The organism is Cyanobium sp. Candia 9D4, assembly GCF_024346155.1.
GTDB lineage: Bacteria > Cyanobacteriota > Cyanobacteriia > PCC-6307 > Cyanobiaceae > Cyanobium > Cyanobium minutissimum.
Window position 1 is genome coordinate 397083 of sequence record NZ_JAGQCK010000002.1, and the last position, 15680, is coordinate 412762.

General features: G+C 72.6%; 17 protein-coding genes. 8 read left to right on the plus strand and 9 right to left on the minus strand.

What is annotated here, in order from left to right:
- Nucleotides 1-31: 31 nt before the first annotated feature.
- Both KBZ08_RS06530 and KBZ08_RS06535 read right to left on the minus strand, forming a co-directional pair.
- Nucleotides 32-940, minus strand: coding sequence for a cation diffusion facilitator family transporter (locus KBZ08_RS06530; protein ID WP_106219553.1), 909 nt, complete (start codon nt 938-940; stop codon nt 32-34).
- A gap of 91 nt (nt 941-1031) precedes the next feature.
- Nucleotides 1032-1403: a DoxX family protein gene (locus KBZ08_RS06535; RefSeq protein ID WP_106219552.1), complete on the minus strand. Its 372-nt coding sequence runs from the start codon at nt 1401-1403 to the stop codon at nt 1032-1034.
- A 147-nt stretch (nt 1404-1550) separates the two neighbouring features.
- Here KBZ08_RS06535 and KBZ08_RS06540 point away from each other — a divergent pair, with 147 nt between their 5' ends.
- Both KBZ08_RS06540 and KBZ08_RS06545 read left to right on the plus strand, forming a co-directional pair.
- Nucleotides 1551-2321: a phosphonate ABC transporter ATP-binding protein gene (locus KBZ08_RS06540; protein WP_254972119.1), complete on the plus strand. Its 771-nt coding sequence runs from the start codon at nt 1551-1553 to the stop codon at nt 2319-2321.
- Nucleotides 2318-3862, plus strand: coding sequence for an ABC transporter permease (locus KBZ08_RS06545; RefSeq protein WP_254972120.1), 1545 nt, complete (start codon nt 2318-2320; stop codon nt 3860-3862). Before KBZ08_RS06540 ends, KBZ08_RS06545 begins: the two co-directional genes overlap by 4 nt.
- Nucleotides 3863-3883: 21 nt before the next feature.
- On the opposite strand, the gene KBZ08_RS06550 is transcribed toward KBZ08_RS06545, so the two are convergent.
- On the minus strand, nt 3884-4438 hold the full coding sequence (locus tag KBZ08_RS06550; RefSeq protein WP_106219549.1) for a hypothetical protein: 555 nt from the start codon (nt 4436-4438) through the stop codon (nt 3884-3886).
- A gap of 308 nt (nt 4439-4746) precedes the next feature.
- On the opposite strand from KBZ08_RS06550, the gene KBZ08_RS06555 reads away from it, so the two are divergent.
- Both KBZ08_RS06555 and KBZ08_RS06560 read left to right on the plus strand, forming a co-directional pair.
- On the plus strand, nt 4747-5604 hold the full coding sequence (locus tag KBZ08_RS06555; protein WP_254972121.1) for a DUF1350 family protein: 858 nt from the start codon (nt 4747-4749) through the stop codon (nt 5602-5604).
- 42 nt (nt 5605-5646) lie between these two features.
- Entirely contained in the window at nt 5647-6309 is a 663-nt protein-coding gene (locus KBZ08_RS06560) for a hypothetical protein (RefSeq protein WP_254972122.1), read from the plus strand.
- Between the two features lie 37 nt (nt 6310-6346).
- On the opposite strand, the gene KBZ08_RS06565 is transcribed toward KBZ08_RS06560, so the two are convergent.
- Complete coding sequence (locus KBZ08_RS06565; RefSeq protein WP_254972123.1) at nt 6347-6838, minus strand: nucleoside deaminase; 492 nt, start codon at nt 6836-6838, stop codon at nt 6347-6349.
- 14 nt (nt 6839-6852) lie between these two features.
- Between KBZ08_RS06565 and KBZ08_RS06570 the strand changes: the two genes are divergently transcribed.
- Nucleotides 6853-7350 (plus strand): DUF6970 domain-containing protein, encoded by a 498-nt coding sequence (locus KBZ08_RS06570; protein WP_254972124.1) that lies wholly within the window; start codon nt 6853-6855, stop codon nt 7348-7350.
- On the opposite strand, the gene KBZ08_RS06575 is transcribed toward KBZ08_RS06570, so the two are convergent.
- Together KBZ08_RS06575 and moaB are read right to left on the minus strand one after the other, a co-directional pair.
- Nucleotides 7351-9105 carry a mechanosensitive ion channel family protein gene (locus KBZ08_RS06575; RefSeq protein ID WP_254972125.1) on the minus strand — a complete coding sequence of 585 codons (1755 nt, stop codon included), beginning with the start codon at nt 9103-9105 and terminating at the stop codon, nt 7351-7353.
- Complete coding sequence (gene moaB / locus KBZ08_RS06580) at nt 9105-9605, minus strand: molybdenum cofactor biosynthesis protein B (protein ID WP_106219543.1); 501 nt, start codon at nt 9603-9605, stop codon at nt 9105-9107. The genes KBZ08_RS06575 and moaB overlap by 1 nt, the downstream gene beginning before the upstream one ends.
- A 93-nt stretch (nt 9606-9698) precedes the next feature.
- Between moaB and KBZ08_RS06585 the strand changes: the two genes are divergently transcribed.
- Nucleotides 9699-9893, plus strand: a complete 195-nt coding sequence (locus KBZ08_RS06585; RefSeq protein WP_146134505.1) for a hypothetical protein — start codon at nt 9699-9701, stop codon at nt 9891-9893.
- Between the two features lie 15 nt (nt 9894-9908).
- Here KBZ08_RS06585 and KBZ08_RS06590 read toward each other — a convergent pair whose 3' ends face one another.
- Complete coding sequence (locus KBZ08_RS06590) at nt 9909-10928, minus strand: acetylserotonin O-methyltransferase (RefSeq protein ID WP_254972126.1); 1020 nt, start codon at nt 10926-10928, stop codon at nt 9909-9911.
- A 131-nt stretch (nt 10929-11059) separates the two neighbouring features.
- On the opposite strand from KBZ08_RS06590, the gene KBZ08_RS06595 reads away from it, so the two are divergent.
- Complete coding sequence (locus KBZ08_RS06595; protein WP_254972127.1) at nt 11060-11707, plus strand: NAD(P)H-dependent oxidoreductase; 648 nt, start codon at nt 11060-11062, stop codon at nt 11705-11707.
- 40 nt (nt 11708-11747) lie between these two features.
- Here KBZ08_RS06595 and KBZ08_RS06600 read toward each other — a convergent pair whose 3' ends face one another.
- Both KBZ08_RS06600 and KBZ08_RS06605 read right to left on the minus strand, forming a co-directional pair.
- Nucleotides 11748-13286, minus strand: coding sequence for a metallophosphoesterase (locus tag KBZ08_RS06600; RefSeq protein ID WP_254972128.1), 1539 nt, complete (start codon nt 13284-13286; stop codon nt 11748-11750).
- 10 nt (nt 13287-13296) lie between these two features.
- Nucleotides 13297-14601: a diacylglycerol kinase family protein gene (locus tag KBZ08_RS06605; protein WP_254972129.1), complete on the minus strand. Its 1305-nt coding sequence runs from the start codon at nt 14599-14601 to the stop codon at nt 13297-13299.
- A gap of 35 nt (nt 14602-14636) precedes the next feature.
- Here KBZ08_RS06605 and KBZ08_RS06610 point away from each other — a divergent pair, with 35 nt between their 5' ends.
- Nucleotides 14637-15539 (plus strand): MBL fold metallo-hydrolase, encoded by a 903-nt coding sequence (locus KBZ08_RS06610; protein ID WP_106219538.1) that lies wholly within the window; start codon nt 14637-14639, stop codon nt 15537-15539.
- Nucleotides 15540-15680 lie beyond the last annotated feature (141 nt).

Genomic DNA, 15680 nt, shown 5'->3' on the forward strand with positions numbered 1-15680 from the left:
CGCTGCGACGGCTGGCTGGATCGTATGGGGCTCAGCCCTCCTCCCAGCGGAACCCCTGGTCGTCCCACGCCCTGGGGTCCTCGATCGGCTCGAGGTGGGTGAGCACATCGCTGCGGGGCAGGGCGTCGGCGATCTCCTGTTCCAGCCGTTCGCAGAAGTCATGGCCGGCCTGCACGGTCCAGCGGCCCGGCACCAGCACGTGCAGGGCGACGAAGCGGCGCGACCCCGCCACCCGGGTGCGCAGGGCATGGAAGCGGATCTCCTCCGAGGCATGGGAGGCCAGCAGCGCCTCCAGCTTGTCCTGCTCGTCGATGGGGAGCGAGCGGTCGAGCAGGCCGGTGGCCGTCTCCCGCAGCAGATTCCAGCCGGTCAGGGTGATGTTGAGCGCCACGGCGATGGCGATGATCGGGTCGAGGATCGTCAGGCCGGTGAGCTTCACCAGGCCGATGCCCAGCAGCACGCCGCAGGAGGTCCAGACGTCGGTGAACAGATGGTGGGCGTCGGCCCGCAGGGTGATCGAGTGGAAGTGGCGGGAGGCCCGCAGCAGCACCCAGGCCACCACGCCGTTGAGGACCGTCGCCACCAGGGAGAGGGCCATGCCCAGCCCCAGCTGCTCCAGCGGTTCCGGGTGCTGCAGCCGCCCCACGGCGGAGTGGATGATCGCCACGGCCGCCAGCACGATCAGCACGCTCTCCAGACCGCTGGAGAAGTACTCGGCCTTGAAGTGGCCGTAGTGATGGGTGCGGTCGGCCGGTTTGGCCGCCAGGCTGAGGGCCCAGAAGGCCCCCAGGGCCGCCACCAGGTTCACCCCGGATTCCATCGCATCCGAGAGCAGGCCCACCGAGCCGGTGTAGCGCCAGGCCGCGGTCTTGAGCACGATGGTGGCCACCGCCGCCGCCACCGACAGGAGGATGTAGGAGCGGGGGGACGCGAAGACCATGGGATCGGACCGGGCGGCAGGGGCAGGAGGCCGCCCGGCCATGCTCGCCCAGCCTGGCCACGGCGCCGCGTGGGGTCACGGTTCGGCCCGTTCAGGGCTGCCGATCGGCCACCAGCAGCAGGCCGCCGATGATCGAGAGGTTCTTCAGCAGCTGGATCCGCTCCTGGGGGTCGGCCACATCGCTGTGGAACAGCAGGGTGGTGGGCACCAGGAACAGCAGCAGCAGGATCGCCCCGAGCCGTGCCCGGAAGCCGCTGATCACCAGCACCGATCCCACGACCATCAGCGCCACGGCCGCCGCCAGCAGCACCGGCGCCAGGGGGATGCCCCGGCCGGCGATCATCCCGGCCACGCCGGCGAAGCCCGTCAGCTTGCCGATCGCCGCGTGCAGGAACACCAGGCACAGAAGCACCCGGGCGACTCCATCGAGGAGCGAGGGCCTGGATCCGCTGGAGGAGGTCATCGGGGGCCGCGGCGCAGGACGGGGGGTGGGTTGATTCTGCTGGGGCTCCCTTCGGCCTGACGAGCCACGGGGGTTCGTCCAGACGTGCCAGGGGCCCGGGCCGGATGGCTGGCAATCTGGATCCGACGTTCGCGCTTCCCGCCCCCGATGGCCGCCGGCCCCGCCACCGCCGTGCTCGCGCTCCAGGGCGTCCGTGTGGCCGGCCGCGGGCGGCCCCGGCTGGAGGACGTCGACCTCAGCCTGGCCCCGGGCGAGCGGGTGGCGCTGCTGGGGGCCAGCGGTGCCGGCAAGAGCACCCTGCTGGCGGTGGCCAACGGCCTGCTGCCGCCGGCGGCGGGCACGGTGCTCTGGGAGGGCCAGCCCCCCGCCCGCTCCCGCCGCGGCCGGCGGCGCCAGCAGGCGCGCATCGGCACCCTCTGGCAGGACCTGCGCCTGATCGAGGAGCTGACCGTCCAGCAGAACCTCAACGCCGCCCGCCTGGCCCGCTGGGGCTGGCCCCGGGCCCTGCTCAACCTGCTGCTGCCGCTCGACACCGAGGCCTGCGCGGCGGCCCTGCGGGCGATGGATCTGGATCCGGCCCTGCTGGAGCAGCCGGTGACGGCCCTCTCCGGCGGCCAGCGCCAGCGGGTGGCGATGGCCCGGCTGCTCCGCCAGGAGCCCACTTTGCTGCTGGCCGATGAACCCCTGGCCAGCCTCGATCCGCGCCTGGCCGGCGAGCTGCTGGCCCTGCTGCTGGCCCAGGCCGTGGCCCCCCGGGCCCTGCTGCTGAGCCTGCACCGCCCCGACCTGCTCGCCGGTTTCGATCGGGCCGTGGGCCTCAAGGACGGCCGGGTGCTGTTCGACGGGCCGGTGGCGCAGGTCAGCGAGGCCCTGCTGGCGGACCTCTACGGGGGCATCCCGCCCGGCGTGGCCCCTTGAAACCGGCGCCGCCGCTGCTGATGCTGCTGCCGGCCCTGGTGCTGGTGCCCCTGGCCGTCCTGCTGCCGCCGCTGGTGCACGGGGGCGGCTGGGAGCTGATCGGCGGCTTCCTGGTGGCGGCGGTGACGCCCTCCCTGGATCCGGTGGTGCTGACGTCGCTGCTGAAGGGGCTGGGGGTGACGGCAGGGATGGCCCTGCTCGGCTGGGCCGGCAGCCTGGTGCTCGGCCTGCTGCTGGGGGCGGCCAGCTCCCGCACCGTGTGGCGCACCCTGACGGGCAGCGGCGTGCCGGCGGAACTGATCCGCCGCCTGCTGGCCCTGCCCCGGGCGATCCATGAACTGATCTGGGGCCTGCTGCTGCTCCAGCTGGTGGGGCTGCAGCCGGCGGTGGCGGTGCTGGCGATCGCCCTGCCCTTCGGGGCCCTGGTGGCCCGGGTGCTCTCCGACCTGCTCGATGCCCTGCCCACCACCGGCCTGGAGGCCCTGCGGGCGGCGGGCGCCCCGGCCCCGGCGGCCCTGCTCACGGCCCTGGGGCCGGCCCTGCTGCCGGGGGTGCTCAGCTACGGCGGCTACCGGCTGGAGTGCGCCCTGCGCAGCGCCACCCTGCTGGGGGTGTTCGGCCTCGGGGGCCTGGGCACCGACCTCAAGCTGACGCTGCAGTCGCTGCAGTTCCATGAGCTCTGGAGCGGCCTGTGGCTGCTGCTGGCGGTGATGCTGGCCCTGGAAGCGGGCATCAGCCTGCTGCGGCGGCGCTGGCTGGTGCCCGGCCGGTTCGTGCTGGCCCGGCGGGGGGTGGGCGAGCGCAGCCGCGAGATGCTGATGGCCCTGGTGGCCCTGCTGCCCCTCTGCGTCGTGGTGGGCCGGGCCCTGGGGGTGGATCCGGCGGCCCTGCTCAGCTGGCAGCCCTTGCCGGGCCTGGGGGCCGGCGACTGGGCGGCCACCTGGGCCCTGCCCTGGGCCCGGCTGGTGGGGGGCACCCTGCTGCTCACCGCCCTGGCGGCCAGCCTGGCGGTGGGGCTCGCGCCGCTGCTGCTGCTGGTGGCGGCTCCGGTGGGCTGGGCGCGGCAGGGGCTGCGGCTGCTGTGGGCCCTGGGTCGCCTGTGGCCGCCGCCGCTGACGGCCCTGCTGCTGCTGTTCGTGCTGGAGCCGGGGGTGATCACCGCCGCCCTGGCCCTGGGCTTCCATAACCTGGGTGTGCTGGGCCGGCTGCTGCTGGAGAGTGCCGACGCCACCGATCCGGCCGCTGAGGAGGCCCTGGCCTGCGGCGGCAGCGGGCCGCGGCTGGCCCTGCTCTACGGCCGCTTCAGTGCCCTGGCCCGGCCCTACCTGGCCTACGGCGCCTACCGGGCCGATGTGATCCTGCGGGAATCGGTGGTGGTGGGCCTGGTGGGGGCGACCGGGCTGGGCAGCCAGCTGCTGGAGAGCCTCAGCTCCTTCGCCTGGGACCAGCTGCTGGCGCTGGTGGCCGCCTATGCCCTGCTTACCCTGGTCGGCGAGGACCTCAGCGACAGGGCGCGCCGCCGCTGGTTGCGGGCGGCCTGAGGGGCCGCCCGCGGCGCCGGCTCAGGTGCTGCTGAGCAGGACGCGCCCCCCGTCGGGCACCGGCAGCGCCCAGGCCACCTGATCCAGAGCCTTGTCGGCCAGGGTGGCGCCCTTGAGATCGGCGAAGAAGGTGCCGCGCTGCTCCGCGCTCACCTGCAGGGGGATGTTCGTGAGGGAGCCCGACAGCGAGGAGAGCGAGAGTTCCACGTACCCCCGGACCTCATAATCCAGGGTCTCCACCTTGTCGGGTGTCGGCTGCACCAGGAGCTGGGCGGTGGCCGACGCGGGCAGACTCAGGGGTGAAAAGCGGAACTTGTTGGCCGTCGACGTCGGCTCGAGGGCGCCGGCAATGTTGGTGCCGGACGTGTCAAGGAAGGAAATGCTGCCTTCCAGCCCGGAGCCGGAATTGGTGCGGGCAGTGAACACCACAGAGAGCAGCAGATCGGTGAGGCTCGTATTGGAGATCGTCAGGAAGTAGCCGATGATCACATTGCGGCTGAGGCTGGCGATCGGGCCTGGGATACCGCTCGGAAGCTGGGGTTTCGCAAGCAGTTCGAAGGTGGAGATGATGGCCATGGGGGTGCTCGATGTTGGAGATCAATCGCAGGCAGGGAAGATCACACAACACCGGAACGAGCAACGCCGGGACGAGTCAATCCTGGCGATGACGATGGGACCCTGTGCGAGGGCCTGCCTGTGGACGTACTCTGAATCAATAGTCCGAGCCGAGTTGACAGTTCCTACATGCAATGTATCGATCTCACGGTTGTGTCTTCGAGGTGACTCGGGCCTGTCACGACCATGCAGAAGGCCTGCCATCGAGGTCGCTTTTCCTCCTGCCGCATGGTCGTAGAACAGCGCCCAGCGATCAGCGCGTACCACCGATGTCCCTTCCCGTTCAGCCGCTGCATTTTCAGCCGCTGCATTTCTGCTGGGCTGCCCTTCATCCCCGGCCCAGGGGTGTGGTCGTCTTCATCGGCGGTGCCTTCTTCGGCACCTTCCCCACCGTCTTCTACCGAAGGTTCCTGTCCCTGCTCCATGCCCAGGGCTACACGCTGGTGGCCCTGCCGTTCCGCTTTTCCTTCCGCCACTGGTCCATCGCCCTCAGTCTGGTCGCCTATCAGGACGAACTGCGCCGGGAGCTCGCCGAGCTGGCCACCCGCCTCGGCCATGCGCCCGACCCCTACGTCGATTGGAAACCGTTCACCTGGATCGGCCACAGCCTCGGCTGCAAGTACCTGGCCCTGCTGGAGCTGCTCAGCGATCTGGAGCTCGATGCCCTGCGGCGAGCCCTGGCCGATTGCGTCGGCGCCGATCAGGCCGGACGGCTCATCGCCGCCCTCTCCTCGGAGCCCCTCGACCACCAGTCTCTCCACAACCAGCCCACCCTGCTGCTCGACCCGGTGATGGCGGACCTGGAGGGCGCCGTGCCACTGCCATTGCTGCAGAAGCTGCTGAATCGCTGGATCCGGGTGCTGCCGTCACGGTCGGAAAGCTTCTGCATCGTCGGGAACTCGCGCCTGTTCAACCTCACCTCCATCGTCGGCTTCGGCAGCCGGCTGGCGACCGCCACGGTGGCGTCCTTCGTGGACCTGCTGGGGCCGCGGCTCCGTCACCTGATCCGGCTCGAGCCGCGTGATCACCTGGCGATCATGGGCGTCGGCCATACGGACATGGAGGTGGTCGCCGCCGTCAGCGACTGGTTGAACCAGGAGCCCGCGTGGCACGCCTCCGGAGAATGACGCAAGGTGAGCCGACCCCGGCGCCGCTGCGAAGCCTCTGCGATGCCTCTGACGCGATCCGCTCCCGACACCCAGGGCCCACCCTTCCACTACCGGTTTCTGCATCGCGTCGCGCCGGCGGCCCGAACCGGTTTCCTGGAGCTGGAGGAACGGCTGCGGACCGCGGCCCGCGGCTATCCGGGCTTCGTCGCGGAGAGTCTGCCCCTCCCCCTGGGCCAGGCCGACAACGGCGAGCTGCTCTACGAGTCGGCGCTCACCTTCGCCACCCTGGCCGATTTCCTGGGCTGGATGGACAGTCCGGAGCGGCGGAGCCTCCTCAACCCCGCCGAGCGCGGGGGGTACCGCTACGCCGGAGCCGGCGACTGGGACGGCTATGCCCACTGGCTGGGGGAAGCGGGGCGCCAGCGGGTGCCCGTCTGGAAGGTGAACCTGCTGGTGCTGCTGGTGCTCTATCCCACCGTGGAGCTGCTGCGGGTGCTGCTCCGGCCCCTGCCGCTGGACGGCCCCAGCGGCCTGCTGCTGGCCAATGTCTGCAGCGTGGCCCTCACCGGCTGGTGGCTGGTGCCCGGGGTGAGTCGGCTGTGCGGGCCGTGGCTGGAGGGCACCGGCAGCCGGCGCGGCCAGCGGCTCACGCTGACGGCGATCCTGGTGGGCCTGGCCCTGATGCTGCAGCTGTTCCGCGCCATGCCCGCCACCCGCGGCTGAGCGCCGCCGCCACCGGATCGCCCGTCGCCGCTGGGCGTCAGTAGCGGATCCGGTCGGGTCGGGCCTGGTAGGCCTTCCAGACCTCCACCGCCTCCTCCCGCAGGATCTGGGTCAGGCGAATGGAGCGCTGCTCCTTGGGCAGGGCCAGCTGCTCGTAGATCGGGCGGTCGTCGAAGTCGCCGTATTCGAGGGCATCCTCGACGGTGGCGGCGTAGTACACCTCCTCGATGCCGGCCCAGTAGCAGGTGGCCATGCACATCGGGCAGGGCTCGGCGGAGGTGTACAGGATGCAGCCCGGCAGCTTGAAGCTCTGCAGGGTGATGCAGGCCAGCCGGATCGCCTCCATCTCCCCGTGCCAGGTGGGGTCGTGGCTGGCCACCACGCGGTTCATCCCCTGGGAGATGACCACCCCGTCCCTGACGATCACCGCCCCGAAGGCCCCGCCGGTGCCGTACTCCAGGGCCGCCTTGCGGGACAGGTCGATCGCCTGGCGGATGAACGTTTCGTGGTCCGGCGTCGCTGCAGCCATGAACCTTCCTCCGCGTGCCCCACCGTACCGGCGCCGGCCATGGCAGCCTTCCTGCTGTGATCACCCCGGGGGCACCGATGGCAGGGAGTGCCGCCCGGTGCGGGCCGTGGCGGGGGGCGGGCCTGGCGGCCATCGCCCTGGTGGTGAGCAGCGTGGCGATGGGCGCCCTTGCCCCCACGGCCCTGGCGTCCCCCTCCCCCGCGGCACCGCCGCCATCGGCGCTTCCCGGCCCGCCCTGGCTGCAGCGGCTGATCGGCCAGCTGCGGGCCCAGCCGCCCGGCAACCCGCCCCGGACGGTATGGCGCTACCGCTACCGGGGCCAGGTGGTGTACTACCTGCCGCCCCAGTGCTGCGACCAGATGAGCGTGCTCTTCGATGCCGGGGGCACCGTGATCGGCGCCCCGGACGGGGGCCTCAGCGGCCGGGGTGATGGCCGGGCGGGGGATTTCCACGCGCAGCGACGCGAGGGCCTGCTGCTCTGGCGCGACCCGCGGGGGATGGGCTCGCCCTGATCAGCCCCGGGCGGCCAGCTCCAGGCCATCGGCCAGGGGGATCCCCTCCCGCTGGAAGCGGGCCACCAGGCGCCCCTGCAGCTCCCGGGCGCAGGCCCACTGCTCGCCGGTCACCGTGGTGAGCAGGACGCTGACGGTGATGCCCAGCGGGCCGGTGGCACTGACGCCCCGCAGCAGGGGGGGCGCCAGCAGCCGGGGTCCCCAGGTGGGGTCGGCGTGGAAGGCGGCCAGCTCGTCCGCCACCACCGCCAGGGCCTGGCCGATGGCGGTGCAGCGGTGGGAGATCAGCAGCTTCACCTCTTCCCCGGAGCGCAGCTTGGTGTGGTTGACCACCCGGTCGAAGGCGCTGTTCTGGACCACGGCCACCCGGTGGTCGAGGCAGTGAAGCTGGGTGCTCAGCACGCCCACATCCACCACGTCGCCCTCGAGGCCATCGATCTCCACCCAGTCGCCGATGGCGTAGCGGTCTTCGATCAGCACGGCGAGGCCGGCGACGAAGTCCCGCAGCAGCCCCTGGAACACCAGCGCCAGGCCGCCCAGCAGGGCGCCGCCGGCCAGCAGCGCGGAGGAGGAGGCGGCGCGGATGCCGGGAATGTCGATCAGGATCCAGCCCGCCGCCACCAGGATGCAGGCCAGATCGATGAGGCGATGGCTCACCCGCAGCAGGCTGCGGTGGCGCTGCTCCCGGCGGGCCTGCTCCTCCACCGGCACCCTGGCGCCGTCGGCCCACTGGTGCAGCAGAAAGGTGGCCAGGGAGCGCGCCAGCAGGGCGACCAGCCCCACCATCAGTACCTTGAGCACGGAGTGAACCGGCTGGAGCAGCAACTGCAGCCCCAGGGGCACCTTGCCGGGGACGGCCATCACGCCCAGGGCCAGCATGACCATCAGCTGCAGCAGCACCAGCAGCAGCAGCACCAGCCCGAAGACCTGGCGGAGCTGCAGGCGCTGCTCCAGGGCCCGGTCAGGGGTGGGGAGCCGGCGGCTGACCAGCGCGGCGCAGCGTTGCCGGTTCCAGCGCCACAGCCAGAGGGTGGCGGCGGTGACCAGGGCCAGCGCCAGCTGGACGGCGACGGTGATCTGCCAGCGGCGGCGCAGATCGGCCGGCTGCATCACCTGGCGGGCATGGCGCAGGCGGCTCTGCAGCCGCTTCTGCCAGCGTTCCCCCAGGGCCATGGCGCTGACGCCGTTGAGGCTGGCATCGGCCCGGGTGACCGTGAGCAGGGGCAGGGGTTCGGAGCGTTCCGGCACCCTGGCCTCCAGCACCACATCGCCACCTGGCAGCTGCCGGCGCTCCACCACCAGCGACCCGGGGGCGTTCCCGCTCCCGCCCAGGAGCGGCGAGGGCTCACAGGCCCCGCCGCTGCCCCCCAGCACCTTCACCAGCACCCACTCGGCCAGCTGTTCGCTCTCGCTGCAGAGGTGCTCGGGGTCGTAGAGGAGGCGCAGGTTGCCCTCGATCACCTCGGCACGGCGCCGGGCGTCGGGGGCATTGCCCTGGTGTCCCACCACCGGCGAGGCCACGGTGAGGGCGGGAACGCCGAGGATCCTCACCTTGGCCAGTTCGAAACTGCCGGCGGCCACCACGCCCCCCGGGTCGGCCGGGCCGGTCCCGGCCCCCCGGGCCCCGCCGTCATCGGCCGGGGCGGCGACACCCGCTCCGGCCGATGACGGCAGCCACCAGAGGCCGACGCTGAGCAGCAGGGCGAGGGCCCCCAGCCACCAGGGGCGGGTCCGCCACCGAGGGAGGGTCCCCATCAGGTTTCCGTGAGCCGTGGCAGCAGCTGCACCAGGTTGCAGGGGCGGGTGGTGGCGTCGAGCTGGGCGCGGATCAGCCGGTCCCAGGCGGTGGACACCGCATCGAGGGAGCCGGGCAGCACGAACACCACCGTGCCGTTGGCCACCCCGGCCAGGGCGCGGCTCTGCAGGGTGCTGGTGCCGATCGTCTCGAAGGAGAGCACCCGGAACAGTTCGCCGAAGCCCTCGATGGTCTTGTCGAGCAGGGGCGCGACGGCCTCGGGGGTGCCGTCGCGGCCGGTGAGGCCGGTGCCGCCGGAGCTGATCACCACCTGCACGGCGGGGTCGGCGATCCAGCGGCTCAGCTCGGCCCGGATGCGGTAGCGGTCATCGGGCACCAGGGTGCGCTCCACCAGCCGGTGGCCGGCCGCTTCCAGCCGCTGCTGCAGGGCATGGCCCGAGGCGTCGTCGGCGAGGGTGCGGGTGTCGGAGACCGTGAGCAGGGCGATGGAAAGGCTCACGGATCCGGGGCTGGGCTGGCTCCGACGCTAGGGCGTGGAACGCCTCTGGCACACTGCCTGTTGAGGAAAGCAGGCCAAGCGGAGCCCCCGGGGATGCGCTGGAAACGGCTGGGACGGGGGTTGCTGTTCGGCTTGGCGGGCTTCGTGCTCAGCACCGGCCTGAGCTACGTGCTGGTGCTGCAGCTGTACACCCGCCACGACCGCGAGCTGGCCGCGGCGATGGGCAGCTTCTTCTTCTTCGGCCCCATCGGTGGGGCCATCGCCCTGGTGCTCGGCCTGCTGGTGTGACGCCGGGGCCCGCGCTCAGGCCGCCACCGCCTCCACCACGGCGACCGGTGACGGGGTCGGGTGGATCCCCGCCAGGCGCAGGCCGGCGCGCTCCAGCAGCTGGCCGTACTCCGTGGGGGTGCGCTCCCGGCCGCCCTCGGTCATCACCAGCATGTTCAGATCGAGCAGCTTGCCCGGGGCCGGATCGTTGCCCGGGGGGATCACCTGCTCAAGGATCAGCAGCCGCCCGCCCGGGGCGAGGCCGGCGCGGATGTGGCCCAGGATCGTCAGGCAGGCGTCATCGCCCCAGTCGTGGAGGATGTGCTTGAGCAGGTAGGTGTCGCCGCCGGCCGGCACGCCGGCGAAGAAATCACCGCCGGCGATGCTGACGCGTCCCTCCAGTTCCGGCGGCACCGTCACCGGCGCCACCACCGCCGGCTGGTCGAAGAGGGTGCCGCGCAGGTGGTGGTGCTGGCGCAGCACCGCCTGCAGCAGCCCGCCGCGGCCGCCGCCCACATCGATCAGGTGGCGGGCGTCGCTGAAGTCCCAGGTCGCCAGAAGACCCTCCGTCTCGACGCGGGAGAAGTCGGTCATGGCGCCGTCGAAGATGGCGCCGCGGTCGGGGTTGTGGCCGTACCAGTCGAAGACCGGCTCGCCGAAATGGTGGCGGAAGGCGCTCTCGCCGCTGCGGACGCTGTGGAGCAGGTCGGTCCAGGCGTCGTAGTGCTCGCCGCCGAGCATGCGCACGAACTGGCGCAGGGAGCCGGGGTGGTCGCTGCGCAGCAGTTCGGCCAGGGGGGTGAGCACGAAGCGGCGCGGCTGGCTGCCGCCCTCGGCGAACACGCCCAGGCTGGCCAGACCCCGCAGCAGCCGGAACAGGGATTCGCCGTCGGCGCCGCAGCGGCCGGCGAGCTGCTCGGCCGTCAGGCCTTCGGGGCCGGCGGCCGCCAGATGGTCGGCGATCGCCAGCTCGGCGGCCACGTTCAGCATCTGGGTCACCCAGTTGCCGCAGGCGAGCTGCAGGAATGGGCCGGAGAGATCCGCGCTGGGGTCCATCGAGGCGGGGCGGGGCGTTGCCGGTCTACACCTGCCCCCGGTCCCCAGCGGGGGCATCGGAGATCACCGGCGGAACGGGCCGCCCCCGCTTAAGTTCCGCTCGACACCTTCCGTCACCGCGCTGCCCGGCCATGACCCTGAGCTCCACCGAGCTGCTTGATGCCCTCCGCTGGCGCTACGCCACCAAGCAGTTCGACCCCAGCCGCCGCATTCCCGCCGACACCTGGGCAGCGCTGGAGGCGGCGCTGGTGCTCACCCCCTCCTCCTACGGCCTGCAGCCCTGGAGGTTCCTGGTGATTGAGGATCCGGCCCTGCGGGCCGAACTGCGGCCCCATTCCTGGAACCAGTCCCAGATCACCGAGGCCTCGCACCTGGTGGTGTTCCTGGCGCGTCGCACGATCGAGCTGGCCGATCTCACCCGGCTGATCGAGGCCACCAGTGCGGCCCGCGGCATGCCGGCGGAGCCGCTGGAGGGCTACCGGCAGATGATGCAGAAGGATCTGGTCGACGGCCCCCGCAGCGCCGCCATCGCCACCTGGGCCAGCAACCAGGTGTACATCGCCCTGGGCAATTTCATGACCGCCGCCGCCCTGCTGAAGGTGGACACCTGTCCGATCGAGGGCTTTTCGCCCCCCGACTACGACCGCCTGCTGGGCCTGGAGACGACCCCCTACCGCAGTGCCGTGGTGTGCGCCGCCGGGTATCGCGATCCGGCCGACAAGTACGCCGACCTGGCCAAGGTGCGCTACCCGCTCGATGAGCTGATCGAGCACCGCTGATCCGCTGCGCCCCCCTCCGTCGCACCGACCCCGCGCCGGATCAGCCCGTCGCTGGCAGCAGGATCGGATCGAGGGTCCCGTGACGCCAGCGGCCCTCGGCCTTCTCCGCCACCAGCGGCGTGAGCGTGAGCGTCAGGGGGCTGCCGGCCGCCACGTCGACCCGCAGGGCCGAGTAGGAGCGACGCAGGGAGGAGCCCCGGCCGCTGCGGCCGAGGAACAGACGGGAGCGGGCCACGACCCGCTCGCTGCCCGCCGGACCCTCCAGCAGCTCGGGCCCCTCCGGCCGCTGGCGGCGCAGGCTGTAGCCGCTGCCGCCGCAGATCAGCCAGGGGATGTGGGCGTCGCCGTGGCCGGTGTCTCCGGTGTGGAGCAGCTCCAGGCAGTGGGCATGGCCGCTGAAGGCCAGATCGATCAGGGGGCGGCCGGCCGGCCGGTCGCCGAGGGCGGCGGCGACGCGATCCAGCACGCCGCGCAGCCGGGCGCGCACCGCCAGGGTCTGGCCCTGGTCCCACTTGCTGACTTCGGTGACGACGGGGGGATGGTGCAGCACCAGCAGCCGGCCCCGCACCTCCGGGTTGCGCCAGGAGGCGATCAGGGCGTCGGCGAACCAGTCGAGCTGCTCCTGGTCGACCGCCGGCGGTCCGCTCTCGAGCTGCTTGTCGATGTCCCGGATCTGCTCGTCGAGCTGCTCGGCCTTGGCGGCCCGGTCGTCGCGGGCGTCCTCGTCGCCGTCGAGGGGACCGAGGGAGAGCACCAGGGCGGCGCGCTCGGCGTCGAGCTGCTGGCGCCGCCGGCGCAGCTCCCCGCCGTCGTCGCCGGCGGGCAGGGGCTGGTTGAAGGTGTTGGAGTCGAGGGCGAACACATCGAGGCCGGCCCAGCGGAAGGTGTAGTGGCGATGGGGCAGGCGGGTGAAGGCGCCGGGGCGGTAGAGCAGGCAGCGGGCCCCGTCCACCGTGGCGGTACGGGTGCGGGCCAGGTGCTCCTCCAGCCCGGCCTCGGGCACGGCCGCCAGCCCATCGAGGAAGGCGCGGGCCCAGGCCTGGCCCACGTAGGAGCCGTGCCAGCCCACATCCAGCTGGATCCAGCGGCGCAGCAGCCGGCGCGGCGGTGCCGTGAGGCCAGCCAGCACCCCGAGCGGCAAGGGCAGGTCGTAATAGTCGTGGTTGCCGAGCACCGGCAGGAACGGCACCCGGAAGACGAGCTGGTCGTAGCGCAGCCGCCGCCAGTCCTCGCCGCCGACGATCCACTCCCGGTAGGGACGGATGAAGTTGTCGGGGTACTGCTCGCTGGAGCCCACCGGGTAGACGACGTCGCCGGTGTGGAGCAGGAAGCGGGCATCGGCGCCATGGGCGAGCAGTTGCTCCGCCACGCGCCGCTGGGGGGTGGCGCGGCGATGCAGCCCGGTGCCGCTGTCGCCGAGCACGAGGAAGGAGAAGGCCTCGGGGGTGTCCGGATCGCCTGCGATCGCCAGGCGGCAGGGGTCGATGCCATGGCGGGCGAAGGCGGGATGGCCCCAGCGCACCCGGTCGGCCATGAGGCGGATCTTGGTGGCGACGCCCGCCTCGGTGGCCAGGTTCATGGGGGCGTGGTCACGGTGGCGGCAGCGGCGCGAACACCGTCAGGGCGCCGGGCAGGCAGGTGAAGGTGACCGGGTCGGCCTCGACCATCTCGCCGTCGATCACCAGCCGCTGGGGCGGGTCGGTGGTGATCGTGATGCGGCGGGCCCGCAGGCACAGGAGGTCGGGGTGGTTGGCGGGCGACTGCACCACGGCGGAGGTGAGCAGGGAGGCGAGGGCGTTGAGCCCCTGCAGCCGGGTGGCGGGCGAGGCGATCGTGACCTCCAGCAGACCGTCGTCGGGGATCACCCGCCCGAAGCCCTGGGCCAGCACGGAGGTGGCGGGGGCCACGTTGGCCACGGTGATGGCGGCGGCCTGGACCTCGGTGACGGTGCCGTCGATCTCGACGCGGGCCTGGAAGGGCTGCTGGGACGCCAGCTGCTGGGCGCCGGCGAGCACGTAGGCGAGCGGGCCCAGCATCGTCTTGAGCTCCCGGGTGGCGCGATCCACCATTCCGGCCTCGAAGCCGACCCCGGCCAGCAGGGTCATCGGCACGTCGTTGCAGCGGGCGGCGTCCACCACGTGGGTGTGGCCGGCCAGGATCGTCTCGCAGGCGGCCACCAGGTCGGTGGGAATGAACAGCGCCGAGGCGAAGGCGTTGGCGGTGCCGCGGGGAAGGACGCCAAGGGGAATGCCGGTGCCCGCCACCGCCCCCGCCACGGCCGAGACGGTGCCGTCGCCGCCGCAGGCCACGATCATGGCGTTGCCCGCCTCGTCGGCCGGCCGGGCCTGGAGCAGTTCCACCAGTTCGCGGCACTGGTCGGCCGGGTCGATGCCGGCCCGGGTGAGCAGCACGGTGACCCGGAGCTGGGGTTCGAGGATCGAGCGGATCAGGGCCAGATCGGCGTTGGCATCCCCCTGGCCGGCGACCGGATTGAACAGCAGGTAGGCCGAACGGCCGTGGGACAGACCCCGCAGGGCCAGCTCGGCGGTGGCGGCATTGAGGGCCAGGGGGACGGCGGCCAGATCACAGGCGCGGATCAGCAACCCGGCGTCGGGCGGCGTGCCCGCCGGCGCCGTCGGATCGAGGAAGGCCACCACCAGGTCCACTGCACCGGCCAGCACCTCGGCGGCCACCTGGATGTCCCCCCCCTCGGCGAGGGCCGCCAGGGCCGTGACCTGCAGCTGGGCGGTGCGCGGGTCGCTGCCGAGTGCGGCCGCCAGTTCGCCGCTGACCAGCAGGGGGAAGCCGGCCAGCGCCAGCGACTGCCGGTCGAGCCAGTCGAGCAGCGCCTCGCGGCGCGACGCACTTGCCAGCAGGGCCAGGGCATGGGCCATGGGGATCAGGCTAGGGGCGTCGCCGCCACCTTCCCATGGCCCGTCCCCAGCAGCGCCTGGCCGCCAACGCCCCCGGGCCGTTCTATGTGGATCGGACCTGCATCGACTGCGGCACCTGCTGGCAGTTCGATCCGGCCCACTTCGCCCCCACCGGCCGCACGTCCCACGTCTGGGCCCAGCCGCAGGGCGAGGGCGATACCCGCGCGGCGCTGCTGGCACTGCAGGCCTGCCCGGTGGCGGCGATCGGCACCAGCAGGGAGCTGCTGGCCCGGACCCCGGCCGATGGCTTCCCGTCGCTGGTGTGCAGCCTGCCGGCGGGGCAGGTGCACTACGGCGGCTGGGCGTCGCGCAAGAGCTTCGGGGCCAGCAGCTGGCTGATCACCCGGCGCCACGCCGAGGGCCGGCCCGACAACGTGCTGATCGATTCCCCGCGCTGGAGCGGCGCCCTGGCCCGCCGCATCGGGGCCCTGGGGGGCGTGGGCCGGATCCTGCTCAGCCACCGCGACGACGTGGCCGACCACGGCGCCTGGGCCCGGCACTTCGGCGCCGAGCGCTGGATCCATGCCGCCGACGCCGACGCCGCCCCGGAGGCGGAGCACCGCTTCGCGGGAACCGAAGCCATCGCGCTCGATGACGACCTGCTGGTGCTGCCGGTGCCGGGCCACACGGCCGGCTCGGTGGCGGTGCTGTTCGCCGACCAGGTGCTGTTCAGCGGCGACCACCTCTGGTGGGGTGTGGATCCCCCCGGGGTGGTGGCCTCCCGCCGCTACTGCTGGTGGGACTGGCAGGAGCAGGTGCGTTCGGTGGAGCGGCTGCTCGAACTGGACGTGCGCTGGCTGCTGCCCGGCCACGGCCGCTGGCACCACTTCGCCCCGGGGGAGTGGCGGGTGGAGCTGGAGAAGACGCTGGCGCGCCTTTCGGCAGTCTCTGGCCTCTAACCCCTTGGGGTGCAGTGATGGGACGACCACGATGATTGATCCCGATGCATTGCATCGGGGGCCGGGAGACGTGATGGGTCCGGGGCACTGCCTGCAGCAGAGGGGATCGGTGGTTTTCGGACAGCGGCAGCTTCCACCCGT

Bases quoted from the DNA above. Each gene is read 5' to 3' on its own strand.
- KBZ08_RS06610 (WP_106219538.1), top strand. From the start codon at position 14,637: ATGGCCCGTCCCCAGCAGCGCCTGGCCGCCAACGCCCCCGGGCCGTTC.
- KBZ08_RS06605 (WP_254972129.1), bottom strand. From the start codon at position 14,601: ATGGCCCATGCCCTGGCCCTGCTGGCAAGTGCGTCGCGCCGCGAGGCG.
- KBZ08_RS06550 (WP_106219549.1), bottom strand. From the start codon at position 4,438: ATGGCCATCATCTCCACCTTCGAACTGCTTGCGAAACCCCAGCTTCCG.
- KBZ08_RS06600 (WP_254972128.1), bottom strand. From the start codon at position 13,286: ATGAACCTGGCCACCGAGGCGGGCGTCGCCACCAAGATCCGCCTCATG.
- KBZ08_RS06585 (WP_146134505.1), top strand. From the start codon at position 9,699: ATGCGCTGGAAACGGCTGGGACGGGGGTTGCTGTTCGGCTTGGCGGGC.
- KBZ08_RS06535 (WP_106219552.1), bottom strand. From the start codon at position 1,403: ATGACCTCCTCCAGCGGATCCAGGCCCTCGCTCCTCGATGGAGTCGCC.
- KBZ08_RS06575 (WP_254972125.1), bottom strand. From the start codon at position 9,105: ATGGGGACCCTCCCTCGGTGGCGGACCCGCCCCTGGTGGCTGGGGGCC.
- KBZ08_RS06590 (WP_254972126.1), bottom strand. From the start codon at position 10,928: ATGGACCCCAGCGCGGATCTCTCCGGCCCATTCCTGCAGCTCGCCTGC.
- KBZ08_RS06555 (WP_254972121.1), top strand. From the start codon at position 4,747: ATGTCCCTTCCCGTTCAGCCGCTGCATTTTCAGCCGCTGCATTTCTGC.
- KBZ08_RS06595 (WP_254972127.1), top strand. From the start codon at position 11,060: ATGACCCTGAGCTCCACCGAGCTGCTTGATGCCCTCCGCTGGCGCTAC.
- KBZ08_RS06540 (WP_254972119.1), top strand. From the start codon at position 1,551: ATGGCCGCCGGCCCCGCCACCGCCGTGCTCGCGCTCCAGGGCGTCCGT.
- KBZ08_RS06565 (WP_254972123.1), bottom strand. From the start codon at position 6,838: ATGGCTGCAGCGACGCCGGACCACGAAACGTTCATCCGCCAGGCGATC.
- KBZ08_RS06560 (WP_254972122.1), top strand. From the start codon at position 5,647: ATGCCTCTGACGCGATCCGCTCCCGACACCCAGGGCCCACCCTTCCAC.
- KBZ08_RS06530 (WP_106219553.1), bottom strand. From the start codon at position 940: ATGGTCTTCGCGTCCCCCCGCTCCTACATCCTCCTGTCGGTGGCGGCG.